Here is a 15090-nt window from a genome sequence, read left to right on the forward strand (position 1 = left end):
CCTGCGGGCGGCTTATCTGCATCGATATCAACCGCGCTCGGTAAGGCAGCAGCGTCAATGGGCCCGCATGGTACGGATGACCGATATTCTCCGGGACCCGGCCCGGGCATCCAACGGGACGACAGCCGGTGTCATACCGCTGCATGCCGCCCATTCCACAGCGATGGGCCATATGGTAAAGAGCCTTTCCTAACCCTCGCTGGAAGGTCTGTTTTCGCCAGAAAGCAGACCTTCCGGCGAGGCCACCAAGCGGAGCGCGGTAGGAGATTCACGGTGTACAACAAGAGAGGGCCGGAAACTGCCGTCTTTCAGGCTTACCGAGAAAAACTTGACGCAGACCAGGCATATAGTAGTGGTGAGAATCAAATGAAAAGCTGTTATGATAAGAGTAGAGGGGTTGTCAAAAGACAAAGACCGGCTGTAATGCTGAAACACTGTGACCAGGATTGTGCTTAATGAAAGCATGATATTCATACGTATTAAACCCAGCAGGGCAAAGGATTTGCGGTGAAACCATATGCTTAATACGATAGAACTCACAGCCATAACAAAAAAAGCCGCGGCCGGTCCTGCGGCGAAAAACGAACCATAGAAAATGACAGGAGCAAGCGAAATATAATAGTTCCTGTTCCATGGCAGGCACAAATGAACGCCGCCAAATAAAACAAAAGACCCAATGAGTGAGGAAAGCAGACCCGGTTCTGCAGCGGGCGGTGCGAAAATGAATAAGAGACAGCCGGCTGCTGTGAACAGAAAAACCAACAGAAGAACAAGAAGCAAAGATCCTTCTGAGCGCTTTTTGTTAACATACTCCCCTTTTGCCAAAGTCCACACCTGCCATTCTGAGTAATAAATGTAGTATAATAGTTTTATTATAGCTTATATTTCATAAGAAATGTAACATATATCGACGAAATTTTTGGATAAGAGGATAAAAATAGATAAGGAGGCTGCGATGCGAGCCAAAAAAATTCAAACCAGCACCCGCACGTTTTTAACCGGACATCCTTCTCTTTGCCTGCCGCTGACAGGGAGAACAGAAACGGGGATCTTGGAAGAAGCGGCATCTGCAAAGCTCAAAAAGCCGGATCTTCTGGAATGGAGGGCGGACTTTTTTGAAAGCCTTTCTGATTCAGAGCAGGTGGTGCGCACCGCTCGACGTCTGCAGACAGCTCTGGAGGGCACTCCTCTCCTATTCACGATCCGCTCTGAAAAGGAGGGCGGACAGAAATTATGTATGGCAGAACAGGACAAAATCGAGTTATATCGACAGTTGTGTTCCGGTGGATACGTAAATATGCTGGATTATGAACGGCAGCATGACGAAGCGAACCGAAAGGAAGTTCAATCGATCTGCAGCGAAAACGGTGTGGTGTTTATTGTTTCCTATCACGATTTTTCTGCCACTCCGTCCGAAGAGGACATGATGAATCAGCTGAGAGAAATGGAGCAGGCTGGAGCGGATGCAGCTAAGCTTGCTGTGATGCCTGAAACGATGGATGATGTTTTATCCCTTCTGAAGGTAACACGTGATGCAGAAGAACAGTTGGACATTCCTGTCATTACGATGTCAATGGGGAAGATGGGAGCCGTCTCCAGGATAGCCGGCTGGCAGTTCGGGTCGCTGTTCACGTTTGCAGTGGGAAAAAACAGCTCCGCGCCCGGGCAGATACCGATTGATGTGATGAGAGAGTTGGAAACGTACTTGGTATAAAAGATAAATGATGATAGAAAGCGGGGAGGAAAATGGAGCAGCTGCCGGCTTTGCGAGAGAGAAACATTGTCTTAATAGGGTTTATGGGGTCAGGTAAATCCACGATTGGGAACCTGCTGTCGAAAAAACTATACAGGGATTTTATCGATGTTGATACATATATCGAAAAACAGCAGGGCATGAGTATTCCGGATATTTTCCGTGAAAAAGGAGAGGAAACGTTTCGGGAAATCGAAAAGGAAGCAACGGTCCATCTTTGCGAAAAAGAACGGTTGAAGATTCTGGCCCTTGGCGGCGGGGCATACAGCCAGCCTGAAATAAGAGAAGTCTGTATGAAATATGGTATTGTTATACTGTTAAACTTGAGCTGGGAGACATGGAAAGAACGTCTCCCTCTCATTCAGGACAACCGGCCTGTCCTTCAGAATAAAACGTTGGACGAAATGGAGACTCTTTTCTATGAACGCAGGCAAATCTATTCATTGAACACGCTGCAGATTGACACAGATGGAAAAAGCGAAGAAGCGGCTGCAGATGAAATCGTACATCTGCTCAAGCTCGGATGGGACTGGTATCCCACCCACATGCCGGATGAAAGAGGCAGGGACAAAAATCTAAAATGAATGAAAAATTCCGAACGATTCTTAAGGAAATCGTTCGGAATTTATATTTCGCATTCTACACCGCTTCGTCAAAACACTTCGCTTTCCGTGGGCACGGCTCGATCCTCCTCGGAAGAAAGGTCCTTCCTGCGGGGTATCGAGACTCGTGCTGTTCCCACAGGAGTCTACGTGTTTTGACTACGCTATAAGAGTGCTTCTTCATTCAGGTTTATAAATGTTCGGTTTTCACCAACATTAGTCCCTTTTGTCTCAGTCTCTTTTGTATAGGAAATTGACGATTCTTTTGCGGTGGTATACGATAGAATTATCATGACAGAACGATGTTTTATATTATAAAACAATTGGAGGTGCAGGAATGAATGTTGTTACGATAGGGGAGACGATGGCTCTGTTCACCCCGGATCAAAACGGACTGATGAGGTATGCTCATTCCTACTCCCGGAAGTTTGGAGGAGCAGAATCGAATATGGCCATTGGGCTGGCGAGGCTTGGTCATCAGGCGGGCTGGATCAGCCGTGTCGGCGACGATGAACTTGGGAAAGCAATGCTTCACTTTATCCGGGGCGAAGGAGTGAACACCGACTGCGTCACCTTCGACAAAGAAGCCCCGACAGGTCTGTATTTCAAGGAATTCCGAAAGGCCGGTGATATACGTGTGCAGTATTACCGGAAAGGCTCGGCGGCAAGCCGCCTGAGTACAGCTGACCTCGATGAAAATTATATAAAACAGGCGGATTACTTACATATCAGCGGCATCACACCGGCGCTCAGCAGCAGCTGCCGGAACATGCTGCCCGAAGCTGTCAAAACGGCCAAAGAACACGGCGTCACAGTTGTTTTTGATCCGAACCTGCGGCGCTCGTTATGGAGCGAAGAAGAGGCACGCAGCACCCTGCTTGAACTGGCTGCGCTGGCGGATATCGTGCTGCCGGGTATTGATGAAGGGGATTTTCTGTTTGGTACAAAGAACCCCGATGAACTGGGGCGTCTCTTTTTACAGCAGGGAGCCGGTGACGTCGTGTTGAAGGCGGGAAGCAAAGGCACCTATCATTTCAACAAAAATGGATCGGCATTTATTCCGTCTTTTGATGTTGAAACAGTGGTCGACCCGGTGGGAGCAGGAGACGGATTTGCCGCCGGTTATCTGTCCGGCCTGATCGACGGGCTTTCAACGGAAAACGCTGTGCAGCGGGGTAATGCAGTGGGCGCGCTTGTTACCCAGGCGGAAGGGGATGTAGAAGGCCTGCCGGAACGCGGAGACGTGGAAGCATTAGTGAACAAAGACAGCGGCACAGAAGATGTGCGGCGTTAAGGAGGATACGCATATGACATCCATTCAGGATATTAAAGAAAACGGAGTGGTGGCCATCATCCGCGGAGCCGATCCGGACAATATAGAGGATATGGCGGAAGCGCTTCTGGAAGGCGGCGTGCGGACGCTTGAAATTACGATGGAAACCCCGAATGTTCTGGCTGCCATCGAGAAACTGCGCAAATCCTATGGAAATGAATTAATTACAGGAGCCGGCACGGTGCTCGATCCTGAGACGGCACGCTCGGCGATTATGTCGGGAGCCCAGTTTATCTTTTCACCTACCGTGAATCCGGAAACAATTCGGATGTCCAAGCGGTACGGGGTGATCAGCATTCCTGGTGCTATGACTCCGACGGAAATACTGAATGCCTATGAAAGCGGAGCAGATGTTATTAAAGTCTTTCCGGCTAACCAGTTCGGCCCGTCCTACCTGAAAGATATCAAGGGGCCGCTTCCTCATATTCCATTAATGCCGACCGGCGGCATTACAACGGAAAACCTGAAGGATTACATGGATCAGGGAGCTGTCGCCGTTGGAGTGGGAAGCGCCCTTGTTAATACGAAGAATCCCTGGAACAGCGATGAAAAAGCGGCTCTCACCAAACGGGCACAGGCTTTCACCGACGCCTTCCATCAAGCCGTAAAATAAGCCGGGAAATACAGCAGAGCAGGGCGTTTTCGAAAAAGGAGGACGCGCTGCTTTGTTTTTTTTAGCTTTAGGATAATGAAGGAACGTTTATTATGATGTATATATTGTTATACAGCGTCCTGACGGGGTCTTACGCTGTTTCCCTTTTCACAGAAGCAGTATGGCTGTCCTATCTGACAGGCCTGACTGCGGCAGTATCGGTTATCGTTTCTTTTCCAAAGGCCGGGCGTCTGTACAAAGGAACGGCTGCGGTATTTCTCGCGACAGCACTTGCGGCTGCCTGGGCGGAAGGGCTCCCGGTGCGTGCATTTCCGCATTATATGACGTCCATGGTCATGCTGATTATGGTATTTTATGTACTGCCGTTTATGAACAGTGTGATCGTGGTTGGACGTTATGATCAGAAAGTCAATAAACTGCTGAAAACCAACATTTCCCACCTCGGTCAGCTGTACCGGCGTGCAGCGGGGGTTTCTTTTTTAATAGGGACGTTTTTGAACATCGGCACCCTGCCTCTCGTTATTCACGTTCTGCGCCGTAACCTGCGTGAACAAAGCGCGAAGCTCTCCGCCCGATTTATCAGTTCGGCGATGCTCCGTGGGTATGCGTTGTGTCTTGTATGGAGTCCGATGGAGCTGCTTGTTGCGATATCGGTGGACATAACAGGGGCCGGTTACCTGAAGCTGCTGCCGCTTCTGCTTCTTTTTGCCGGTGTGTTCTTGTTGATCACTTTGGTCAGCGGGAGGAAATACCGGCATATTAAAGCTTCCCTCGAAGCCCGTCCTGTGAATATGAGTAAGGTGTACCGCAAGATTGCAGGGTTGTCCTTTTTTCTGATCTTATTTATTGCATCTGTGGTTCTCCTGCAACGTGTGCTGCCGGTATCGTTTCTCGAGACGGTGGCGCTGGTTATTGTTCCTTTTTCCTTTGGGTGGGCCCTGGCGATTGGCAGAATCCGTTCGTTTTTGGTATATGGTTTGAAAAATTGGAAACAGCGGACGGCATCTATGCAGAACTATATGGTGCTGTTTTTATCTGTCGGATTTTTCATCAGTGTACTCGAAGAAACGGTGTGGATGGACTGGCTGCAGTATCCGTTCTTATTTTTGGAAAATAGTCCAGTGCTGTTATTCGTATCCATTCAGGTTATGTTCCTGGCGCTTGCGATGATAGGTTTTCATCCGATTGTCACCATCACTCTGGCAGGAGAGATGCTGCAGCCGCTGCTTGGAAATATCGCGCCGGCCGGAGCGGCGGTGGTTCTGATTACATCCGGGTTGTCCACGGTCATGGCAGGACCGTTTAACATCACCGTCTCGCTGACTGGTATGCTTCTTCAACAGAATCCATACCGCATCTCGCTTTGGAATCTTCCTGCCGCCCTGTTATTCAGCAGTGGAGGGACGGTGCTTGCTCTGCTTATTCAATACGTGTTTTAGAAAGGAGGTCGTTTGATGCCGATTATTCAATCCGTCGACCGCGCCCTGCAGATTCTTGATTTATTTGATGATAATGTAACGGAACTGAAAAACACCGATATCAGCGAACAACTCCATCTCCATAAAAGCACTGTCCATTCGCTGTTAAAAACACTGGAAAAACATCAGTACATAGAACAGGCAGGGGAATCGGGCCGGTACCGCCTCGGCATGAAATTGTTTGAACGCGGCAACCATGTGATTCGCAGCCGCGATCTCCGAAGCGTGGCGCAGGACTCTTTGTATGAACTGTCCCGGGATGTGCACCAGACGGTTCATCTTGTGATTCAGGACGGACGCGAAGGTGTCTATATTGATAAAGTGGAGCAGCCGTCGGCGGTTGTTTTTTATTCCCGCATCGGACGCCGCGTGCCTCTGCACTGCAGCGGCGTAGGTAAAGCTCTGATTGCTTTTTGTCCTGACGAAGAGATCGATGCTCTGCTTGAAGACTATGTGTTTATACGCCGGACCGAACGTACGATTACAAGCGCCGCCGCATTCCGTAAAGAGATTCAGAATGTCCGGGACCAGGGGTACGCGGAGGACCGGGAAGAAAATGAGCCCGGCGTGCGTTGTGCAGCAGTCCCTATCCGGGACCAAACCGGCCGGGTCACCGCCGCCATCAGCATTTCCACCCTCACCATGCGCACTGGCGAAGATGCGGTGGACGGCTGTATTGAAAAGCTTAAACAAACCGCCATGGACGTGTCCCGGAAGCTCGGGTATGGGTATTGACTGGGGTGGTTGGCCGGTGCGCGCTGATGCGGGAGGTGTCTAAGGGTCACAATACGGGGGATGATAGGATAAAGTACAGGTTAGAGAGGATCTAAGATGCACTTTTTTAAGAAACAGGAGGTATTGTAACGCTTAGAGAAATTCTAAGAGTCACAATGATGGAATAGATGTTTTATTTTGCACGTAATACGTGTGCCGACCTTGTTTTTGCTTGTTGAAATGTTTAGCAAGAATACGCTGAATGCGTTGTTTGTCCCCTTGTATCCCGGTCCACTCATATATCAAAGGTGTCGTGATGCGTTTATCAGGAAATAACAGCTGAAATTCTTTCACGCTGCCCAGCACGGTGTTTTCGAGTGAACTCCTCTGTCTGCATACAGGACACCACACATTGTAATTGTGAAATTGCACAAAAGTGTCGCAGTCCGGGCAGATGATACCTTTTTTCAATGAATCCCACGAATACTCGGGCATTATCCGGTAGGGGGAAGAAGAGATGTGAAGGGTGAGCAGTTCTTGAGCCAGCTGCGTTTGTTCTGGGGATAACGGAGGGCGGGGTTGGTTCAACGTCTCCATAAAACTCTGGTGTTGTGCGGGGAAAATAATTGGCAGATCCGGCGGGGACTGATACAGCATAAAGTGGGGATTCATGAACAGAAGATAGGATTCAATCGGAACAGCCCAGTTATGTGATTGAAACAGCTGCCTAAGTAATGACTCGGTTCTCTCCAGCTGCAGGAGCGGGTTTTTGATTTCTTTTCCGTTTAGAATGTACCAGCGGTTTTCTTCCAATATGAAGTTTCCGTCGTAATTTTTCACTTCAAACATGTATATTGTTCTCCAGGTTATAACAAGAAAATCTATTTGAAAAATGCTGTTGTTCATTTCAAGAAGTAGGTCATGCAGAATAATCGCATCCCTGTCGATGGTCTTCAGCCAGTTTCCTGCTTTTTTCTCTCCTTCATGCCCTTTTTCCAGGTGATTGTAGTGAAGCTTGTCCTTTGGTTCCAGGTTCATTCTTCTATTTAGATAACGGAGTCGCAGCAATTCCTCAGAAGGAGCACAGGGTTTGTGTATCATATCTCACTTCCTCTCTATAGAGTAAGGTAATCATAATCATTAAAGGTAAAAAAATCAAGTCATTTTTTGCTGGATTTGTTCTAAGCGTTACTCTTAATGGATTTTTTTAAAATGGAGACGTGTAGAATGATCGTAGGAGTCACTTTCCAGTGCATAGATGAAGATTGTGAAGGTTAGAGCTGATCTACCACTCATAATGCCATAAAATCATACGAAAAGTGACTCTTTAGTCAGATTATATAACATTAATGGTATAGACAACTATATTTCCTTCCTGTTACAATAAGGATAGCGACGATGCTTGGGGAGGGTTTGGAATGGATGATTTTATCCTTCGGGATGTGACAGTTATCAACCCGGACGGCAGATGGGAGCATGCCTATGTCCATGTGAAAAATGGTGTCATAGCCGCTGTCGGGGATGATCAGGGTGTCCGCGCAGCGGGAACGCCGGAAACAGTGGAGATAGAAACCGGTGCGGATGAGGTGCTCGTTCCCGGCATGATTGATGTGCACATTCACGGCACCAATAACGCCGATGTGATGGACGGGACCCCGGAGGCTCTGCGTAACATATCCGAAACCCTCCCATCCGAAGGAACGACGTCTTTTCTCGCGACGACGATCACGCAGCATAATGATGCCATTACAAGAGCACTGGAGAACGCGGCGGCATTCCCGGCGGATCAACCTGAAGCTGGCGCGGAAATGCTCGGCGTCCACCTCGAAGGACCTTTTTTCACGGCAGAAAAAGCGGGGGCGCAGCCAAAAGAACATCTACAGAAAGCTGATCCTGCTTTATTCCAGCAGTGGCAGGAGGCCGCGGATGGTTTGATCAAATGGGTGTCTCTCGCTCCGGAGCAGGATCCGGACCATGCCCTCATCCGTTATCTGTCGCAGTGCGGCATTGTCACAGCGGCAGCCCACTCGGATGCCGGCCTGGAAGAGGTGGATCAGGCAGCGGTCGACGGGGTGTCGCATGTGACGCACCTGTTTAACGGAATGAGCGGGCTTCATCACCGCGATCCGGGTCTTGCTTCTGCTGCGCTGTTAAACAAGCGGCTGACGACGGAAGTGATTGCTGATGGGGTGCACGTCCATCCCGCGATGGTGAATATGGCTTTTCGTCTAAAAGGGGCGGCGGACATGCTGTTAATAACAGATTCGATCCGCGCCAAATGCCTGCAGAACGGCACGTATGATCTCGGAGGCCAGAGCGTGACGGTGGAAGGAAACAGACCTTATCTAGAGGATGGTACGATTGCCGGAAGCATGCTGAAGATGAATGAAGCACTGCGGAATATGATGGACTTTACCGGATGCACCTTGGAGGAAGCAGTGGCCGTGACCTCAAAAAATGCCGCCGCTAAACTGGGGTTGACGCGCAAAGGAACCCTGCATCCCGGGATGGACGCCGATATGGTGCTTCTTAAGCGTAACGGTGACGTCAGCCGTACGTGGTGCCGGGGAACACTCGCTTATCAACAGGAGGGAACAGCATGGAAGTCATAGCAGCCAAAGACTATCAGGACATGAGCGAAAAGGCCGCCTCTCTGATTGCAGAAGAAATAAACAAACAACCCGCAATCGTTCTCGGTCTTGCTACCGGCGGGACGCCGGAAGGGACGTATCAGGCGTTGATCCGTGAAGCTGGCAGCGTTCCTCTTTCCCGTCTGCAGACATTTAATCTCGATGAATACGCGGGGCTCCCCCCGGAACATCCGAATAGTTATCATTTTTATATGAAAGAAAAACTATTTCTGCCGCTTCAACTCGGTGCCAATCAGACGCATCTGCCAAGAGGAGATGCCGATGATCTCCAGAAAGAAGCCGGGAGATATGAAAACCATATCCAGGAGAGCGGCGGCATCGACCTGCAGCTCCTCGGCATAGGAGAGAACGGACATATCGGCTTTAATGAACCCGGCAGTTCGTTTGATTCGAGAACGCATATCGTGGAATTAAAACCATCCACCCGCGAAGCCAACGCCCGGTTTTTTGATGAGAAGGAAGAGGTACCGCATCATGCGGTGACGATGGGGATTCAAACAATTATGGAAAGCCGCCGTATTATGCTTCTTGCTTCCGGCACCCGGAAACAAGAGGCCGTAACCAACCTTCTTGAAGGAAAAATAAGTGAGGATTTTCCTGCATCCGTTCTTCAGAAGCACCCATATGTTACAATAATTGCGGATGAAGCTGCGTTATCAGGTGTTTCGTTCAATAAATGGGTCTCTGAAGGAAGGGAGAGGGAAACGAGATGATAGATAAAAACTCACCCCTGCCGATATATTATCAAATACAGGAAATGATACGTAAAAAAATAGAAACCGGCGAGTGGAATCCGGGCGATATGCTGCCGTCGGAGCGGATTTTTTCCGAAGACTTTGATGTGAGCCGTATGACCGTCCGGCAGGCGGTGACAGAACTCGCCAATGAAGGAGTGCTCATGAGGGAAAAGGGCAAAGGCACCTTTGTCGCTGAACCAAAAATTGAGCAGCCGCTGCAGGGGCTCACGAGTTTCACCGAAGACATGAAAGCACGCGGCCTTGAACCGGGAAGTACGTTGATTCAGTATCAGCTCCGCACGGCGCCGCGGAAAGCAGCAGAAGCCCTGCAGATCAAACCCGAAACCAAGGTGTATGAAATCAAGCGCGTACGCCTCGCTGACGACGTTCCGATGGCGTACGAAACGACCTTTATCAACCGGGAACTGGCCGGAGACATTCCGGAAGACGTGGAAAACCGGTCGATTTACTCCTTTCTGGAACAGGAAAAAGGAGTGAAAATCGTGGACGGCGAGCAGACATTTGAAGCATCGCTTGCCAACACGGAAGAAGCAGAAAGATTAGCTATCGAAGAAGGCGCGCCGGTGCTTCTTATTCAACGAATTACCTATTTAGAAGACGGGAGCCCGCTCGAGTACGTGAAATCGGCTTATCGGGGAGACAGGTATAAGTTTACAATAAATATGCCAAGATGAAATGAACCGGTGATGCGATACCGGTTCTTTTTTACGTGTTTTTTGTGGTAATCTGTACATAATACCAAGCTTGTTTATAAAAGGGGACGGTACCTGTGTTTCGTTACATGGAGGAGGTTCAGAAAGATCTTGAACTGCTGCAGGAAAATCAGGCGGAATCAATGAAAAAAGCAGTGGAGTACCTGGCGGAAACGATAAGCAATGATGGTATTATTCATGTGTTCGGCGCCGGCCATTCCCACTTGCTGAGCGAAGAAGTGTTTTATCGTTCGGGAGGTTTGGTACCTGTAAATCCTTTGCTGGAGGAATCATTGATGCTTCATGAAGGAGCGGTTCAGGCGTCGCGTAATGAACGCAAACATCATTATATCCGGGATTTTCTGAATCAGCATTCGCTTGAACCCGGGGATGCTCTTATTGTCATTTCTACATCCGGACGGAACCCGGTGCCGATTGACGCTGCGGAGTACGGAAAAGAAAAAGGACTGACTGTGATTGCCATTACGTCGATAGACTATTCTAAAAGTCAGCCTTCCCGTCACGAAAGCGGCAGGCGGCTGTATGAATCGGTCGATATGGTACTCGACAACTTGTGTCGAAGAGGGGACGCGCTGCTCACGCACCCAAACGTTCCGGAGCCATATGCAGCAACATCTACGGTCATAGGAGCCGTCATTCTCCAGACCATGTTTGCCGGTGTGATTGAACACCTCGCTGAAAATGGGGAGGAGCCTCCGGTTTTTCTATCCGGAAATGTCGACGGGGCGGATGAACATAACCAAAACCTCGTAGAAAAATATAAAGAGCGGATTCCACTGTTAAAATAAAAAGTCTGGGACAGAAATAAAATAGGCGGAGGAGAAACACGAATGTCCGGCGGCGTTGTTCAACCATCGTACAGCAGTGTAGCCAACATGCTTTGACTCCTGCTACAAACAGCACGAGTCGCGCGTCCCCGCAGGATGTGCGGTCAGGTCAGCGCCCGCACGTGACGTACTTCCACAGGCTAATGACGTTTACCGGGGCACCAAACCCTCTAAAGTGCCTTCGGAATCATTCAAAGTGACGTTTATGGACGCGCCGGGTACTATAAAATGCCTTCGGCGATGTGCCCAACGACGTTTTAGGGGTTCCTTTTCCCCCTAAAGTGCCTTAGAACCCAATTGCAACAAATGTCCGTTCCCCCAACCTGAACACAGCAAACAAACGCCCGCATTTTCTGCGTCCGTACGGACGGATCCGTTCAAGTGTTGTTTCGATGCCGGCCAACGGGTCCTGAAACGGCCGGGTGCAAAGAAGACACGGTGAGCCCCAGCGAACCGATGTCGCCCTTGTACTCCGGAGTGCAAAGAAGACACGATGAGCCCCGGCGAATCGATGCCGCCCTTGTGCTCTGGAGTAAAAGCGAAGCGTTTTGGCGCAGCGGTTTGTCTCAGCAACGAAAAATGCCGAACGATTTTAAAAAAACGTTCGGCATTTTTCGCTTCTTTTACAGGTTTTGTCCCAGACTCTTATGACATGATGAGGACTATTGGAGGGTAAGCAGGTTATCCCCGGTTTTAATGGACGTTTCCACCGGTCCGGTAACCTGAAGAGAATTGTCTGCGTTGGTTATAATAATCGGAGTGGTGATATCATAACCGGCATCCTGAATCTGCTTTATATCAAATTCAGCCAGCAGCTGTCCTTTCTTCACTTGTTCCCCCTGTTCTACATAAGGAGTGTAGTGTTCTCCTTTTAACTCTACGGTGTTCAGTCCGATATGAAGCAGTACCTCATATCCTCCCTCCGTAGTTATACCGTAAGCATGGTGGGTAGGGAAGACTGTGCTGATCGTACCGTCTGCCGGTGCGTACAGTCTTCCTTCTTCCGGTACTACCGCAGTTCCTTTGCCGAGAGCTCCGCTTGAGAAAGCTTCATCGGCCACTTGTGCGAGAGGAAGAACAGTTCCTGCTAATGGACTGGAGAGAACAGATTGACCAGCCCCGGCCGTTACACCGGTTGTTTGATTATTCCGCATGGCGTCGGCTACAAATTCCACGTCTGTACCAACGATGATTTGAAGATTTGTGTTATTGACTTTCATAACACCTTTGGCACCGTTGCGCTTCAGACGGTCTTCATCTACTTGATCCATATCGTTCATCTGCAGACGAAGCCGGGTGACACAGTTATCGATGGATTGAATGTTGTCATAACCTCCGATGGCGGCGACGTATTCCTGGGCCATTGTATTGTACTTATCATCGCCTTCGTGTACAACAGCTTCTTCCTCATCATCCTCACGGCCCGGTGTTTTCAGATTTAATCCCTTGATCATTCCGTAGAAAACGACGAAATAGATAATGCCGAAAATAATTCCTATCCCAGCGAGCAGTAATGGTTTGGTTGCCAGGTTGAAGTTTAGAACGTAGTCAAAAGCACCGGCTGAAAAACCGAAACCATGCAGTGTTCCCGCCAGGTAGGTGACAACCATGGAAGCGGCTGTCAGCAAAGCATGAACGACATACAGCAGCGGCGAGATAAACATGAAAGAAAACTCAATCGGTTCGGTAATACCAGTTAAAAAAGAAGTAAGCGCAAGGCCGCCGAGAAGACCGGACACCTGGGCGCGTTTTTCCGGTTTTGCTGCCAGAATCATCGCAAGACAGGCGGCAGGCAGACCGAACATCATCATCGGAAACATCCCGGCCATGAATATTCCAGCAGTCGGGTCTCCGGCAAAGAAACGGTCCAAATCTCCTGTCGCTCCTTGATAGGAACCAAATTCAAACCATACGAGACTGTTCAGCACGTGGTGAAGACCAATCGGAATCAACAAACGGTTTAAGAAGCCGTACACTCCCACTCCAACAGCCCCCGCATTAATAATCCACTGGCCGACAGCATCGATAAGCCCTTGGACCGGCGGCCAGATAAACCCGAATATACCGGCCAGAAGAACTGTGACTGCAGCGGTTATAATCGGTACAAACCGCCTCCCTCCGAAAAAGCCAAGCCAGTTCGGCAGTTTAATATCATGGAACCGGTTGTATAAGAGTCCGGCTGTAATCCCTGAGATGATTCCTCCGAGGAAGCCTGGATCAATATTTTCATTGATCGCGGCTGATCCTTCCTGCAGGACAAAAAACGAAATGACACCGGCAAGACCGGCAGCACCGTTTCCGTCTTTGGACAGCCCGACGGCAACCCCGATGGCAAAAAGCAGCGGCAGGTTGTCAAATAGCGCAGAACCTGCAGCGGCCATAAAAGAAATGTCGAGAAGGTCATCCTGCCCCAGGCGCTGCAGCAAAGCGGCGGCAGGAAGTGTTGCGATGGGAAGCATCAATGCTTTCCCGATACGCTGTAGAAAGTCAAGCATGACGTGAAACCCCTTTCTTTTTAATGTGTGAAGGTTTAAAAATAATTTCAAAGTAAATGTAAAAACATTTTAGCATCTATACTTATAGTTGTCTATACCAGCTTATTCCTTTTAATAAAGAACAATGTTTTAAGCCTTCATACCCGGGGTATATTTATTACTTCACTCGTATTTTATATAAAAAAAGTTTTTCACTTTAAGTACTTCATTATAGTCTTTATAATATAATACAGGATAGAGAAAAAAAGGTCTCTGTCTACATAAAAGGAATGATAGTCATGGAAAAGAACTCGATTCAGGCTGAAATTGCAAGTTACACGGGGAAGCTGCTCCGCGACAATTTCGGCAAGGGACCGTCATCGGTCTACGTTTCGATAAAACGACCGTTTATCACCATTTACCTGAGTGATTTCCTGGCCCCGATGGAACGGGTTTTAATTAATCAGAATAAAGCCATGAAAGTGGAAGAAACAAGAGACCTGCTGATGCAGGAACTTCTTCCCGATATCAAGGCTACGCTGAAGGCGAGTGCCGGGCTGGATATCAAAGAAATGTATTACGATTGGTCGCTTCACCATAAAACCGGCATACTCGTCGGTGAAATGGTAAATGAAGACGGTGAAAGAGACGTTCTTCTTGAAAATTACGAGAAAAAAGAAGCGGTTCATGAACAAATCGGGCAGGTGAGCATGCAGGCGGAGAAATGGCCGGAAGCGGTGGATTCCTGTCTCTTAAATGATAGAACCCTCATTATTACCAGGGTCGGTATCCTTGTAAAAATTGAAAAGGAACTGATCAGCAGAGGTTTTGAAGAGCAGTTGAAGCTTTCTAAAAGACAATTGGAAAAGAGACTGCTGCATGCCAGTGAATTTGAAAAAATCCTGGGAAGCAAGGTGAAAGATATTTTTGTCGACTGGGATTTTAACATTGATAAAAGCTACATTATCATTATTTTACAGCCTGACCAGCCATACGGTGGAAATGAGTTGGACGAATAGAGCCAAACATAAGCCGAAGAGGAGATATGACTCCTTTTCGGCTTTTTTTATTTGGGTCAACAGTGTATTACACCGGCATTTTTAGACTTAGGTTGCTTTCCTTCACGTCAGGCTTTCATCAAACGTTTGTTTAAACCGCAACAGAAAGGATGAAA

14 protein-coding genes and 1 pseudogene are annotated in these 15090 nt (G+C 48.7%); 12 read left to right on the plus strand and 3 right to left on the minus strand.

Translation table 11 applies throughout. The features are described 5' to 3' along the window. Positions 1-193, plus strand: a pseudogene (locus BM058_RS18340) (ISLre2 family transposase); the annotation flags it as partial. Here BM058_RS18340 and BM058_RS13790 read toward each other — a convergent pair. Further along, positions 190-825, minus strand: coding sequence for a hypothetical protein (locus tag BM058_RS13790; protein WP_090927637.1), 636 nt, complete (start codon positions 823-825; stop codon positions 190-192). The pseudogene BM058_RS18340 and the gene BM058_RS13790 sit on opposite strands and share 4 nt — an antisense overlap. A gap of 130 nt (positions 826-955) precedes the next feature. Between BM058_RS13790 and aroD the strand changes: the two genes are divergently transcribed. The 6 genes from aroD to BM058_RS13820 all read left to right on the plus strand — a co-directional run bounded on the left by aroD (position 956) and on the right by BM058_RS13820 (position 6514). Then, the gene (aroD, locus tag BM058_RS13795) at positions 956-1714 is read left to right on the plus strand and encodes a type I 3-dehydroquinate dehydratase (protein WP_090927638.1); all 759 of its coding nucleotides are present in this window, start codon (positions 956-958) and stop codon (positions 1712-1714) included. A 32-nt stretch (positions 1715-1746) separates the two neighbouring features. After that, entirely contained in the window at positions 1747-2337 is a 591-nt protein-coding gene (locus tag BM058_RS13800) for a shikimate kinase (protein ID WP_090927639.1), read from the plus strand. A 355-nt stretch (positions 2338-2692) separates the two neighbouring features. Beyond that, positions 2693-3649 (plus strand): sugar kinase, encoded by a 957-nt coding sequence (locus tag BM058_RS13805; RefSeq protein ID WP_090927640.1) that lies wholly within the window; start codon positions 2693-2695, stop codon positions 3647-3649. A gap of 13 nt (positions 3650-3662) precedes the next feature. After that, positions 3663-4301: a bifunctional 4-hydroxy-2-oxoglutarate aldolase/2-dehydro-3-deoxy-phosphogluconate aldolase gene (locus BM058_RS13810; RefSeq protein ID WP_090927641.1), complete on the plus strand. Its 639-nt coding sequence runs from the start codon at positions 3663-3665 to the stop codon at positions 4299-4301. Positions 4302-4393: 92 nt separating this feature from the next. Next, positions 4394-5740, plus strand: coding sequence for a hypothetical protein (locus BM058_RS13815; RefSeq protein ID WP_090927642.1), 1347 nt, complete (start codon positions 4394-4396; stop codon positions 5738-5740). 15 nt (positions 5741-5755) lie between these two features. Next, entirely contained in the window at positions 5756-6514 is a 759-nt protein-coding gene (locus BM058_RS13820) for an IclR family transcriptional regulator (RefSeq protein WP_090927643.1), read from the plus strand. A 150-nt stretch (positions 6515-6664) separates the two neighbouring features. Here the strand turns inward: BM058_RS13820 and BM058_RS13825 are convergent, their stop codons facing one another. Continuing rightward, the gene (locus BM058_RS13825) at positions 6665-7594 is read right to left on the minus strand and encodes a nuclease-related domain-containing protein (RefSeq protein WP_090927644.1); all 930 of its coding nucleotides are present in this window, start codon (positions 7592-7594) and stop codon (positions 6665-6667) included. 317 nt (positions 7595-7911) lie between these two features. Between BM058_RS13825 and nagA the strand changes: the two genes are divergently transcribed. The 4 genes from nagA to BM058_RS13845 all read left to right on the plus strand — a co-directional run bounded on the left by nagA (position 7912) and on the right by BM058_RS13845 (position 11403). Beyond that, positions 7912-9105, plus strand: coding sequence for an N-acetylglucosamine-6-phosphate deacetylase (gene nagA / locus BM058_RS13830; protein ID WP_090927645.1), 1194 nt, complete (start codon positions 7912-7914; stop codon positions 9103-9105). Beyond that, on the plus strand, positions 9093-9857 hold the full coding sequence (gene nagB, locus BM058_RS13835; protein WP_090927646.1) for a glucosamine-6-phosphate deaminase: 765 nt from the start codon (positions 9093-9095) through the stop codon (positions 9855-9857). Before nagA ends, nagB begins: the two co-directional genes overlap by 13 nt. After that, complete coding sequence (gene phnF / locus BM058_RS13840) at positions 9854-10576, plus strand: phosphonate metabolism transcriptional regulator PhnF (protein ID WP_090927647.1); 723 nt, start codon at positions 9854-9856, stop codon at positions 10574-10576. Before nagB ends, phnF begins: the two co-directional genes overlap by 4 nt. Before the next feature lie 107 nt (positions 10577-10683). After that, on the plus strand, positions 10684-11403 hold the full coding sequence (locus BM058_RS13845) for an SIS domain-containing protein (protein WP_090927674.1): 720 nt from the start codon (positions 10684-10686) through the stop codon (positions 11401-11403). Between the two features lie 701 nt (positions 11404-12104). On the opposite strand, the gene nagE is transcribed toward BM058_RS13845, so the two are convergent. Continuing rightward, entirely contained in the window at positions 12105-13937 is a 1833-nt protein-coding gene (gene nagE, locus BM058_RS13850) for an N-acetylglucosamine-specific PTS transporter subunit IIBC (protein WP_090927648.1), read from the minus strand. A gap of 278 nt (positions 13938-14215) precedes the next feature. Between nagE and BM058_RS13855 the strand changes: the two genes are divergently transcribed. Then, positions 14216-14935, plus strand: coding sequence for a Na-translocating system protein MpsC family protein (locus tag BM058_RS13855; protein ID WP_090927649.1), 720 nt, complete (start codon positions 14216-14218; stop codon positions 14933-14935). Positions 14936-15090 lie beyond the last annotated feature (155 nt).

Source organism: Salibacterium qingdaonense, from assembly GCF_900114715.1.
Lineage (GTDB): Bacteria > Bacillota > Bacilli > Bacillales > Marinococcaceae > Salibacterium > Salibacterium qingdaonense.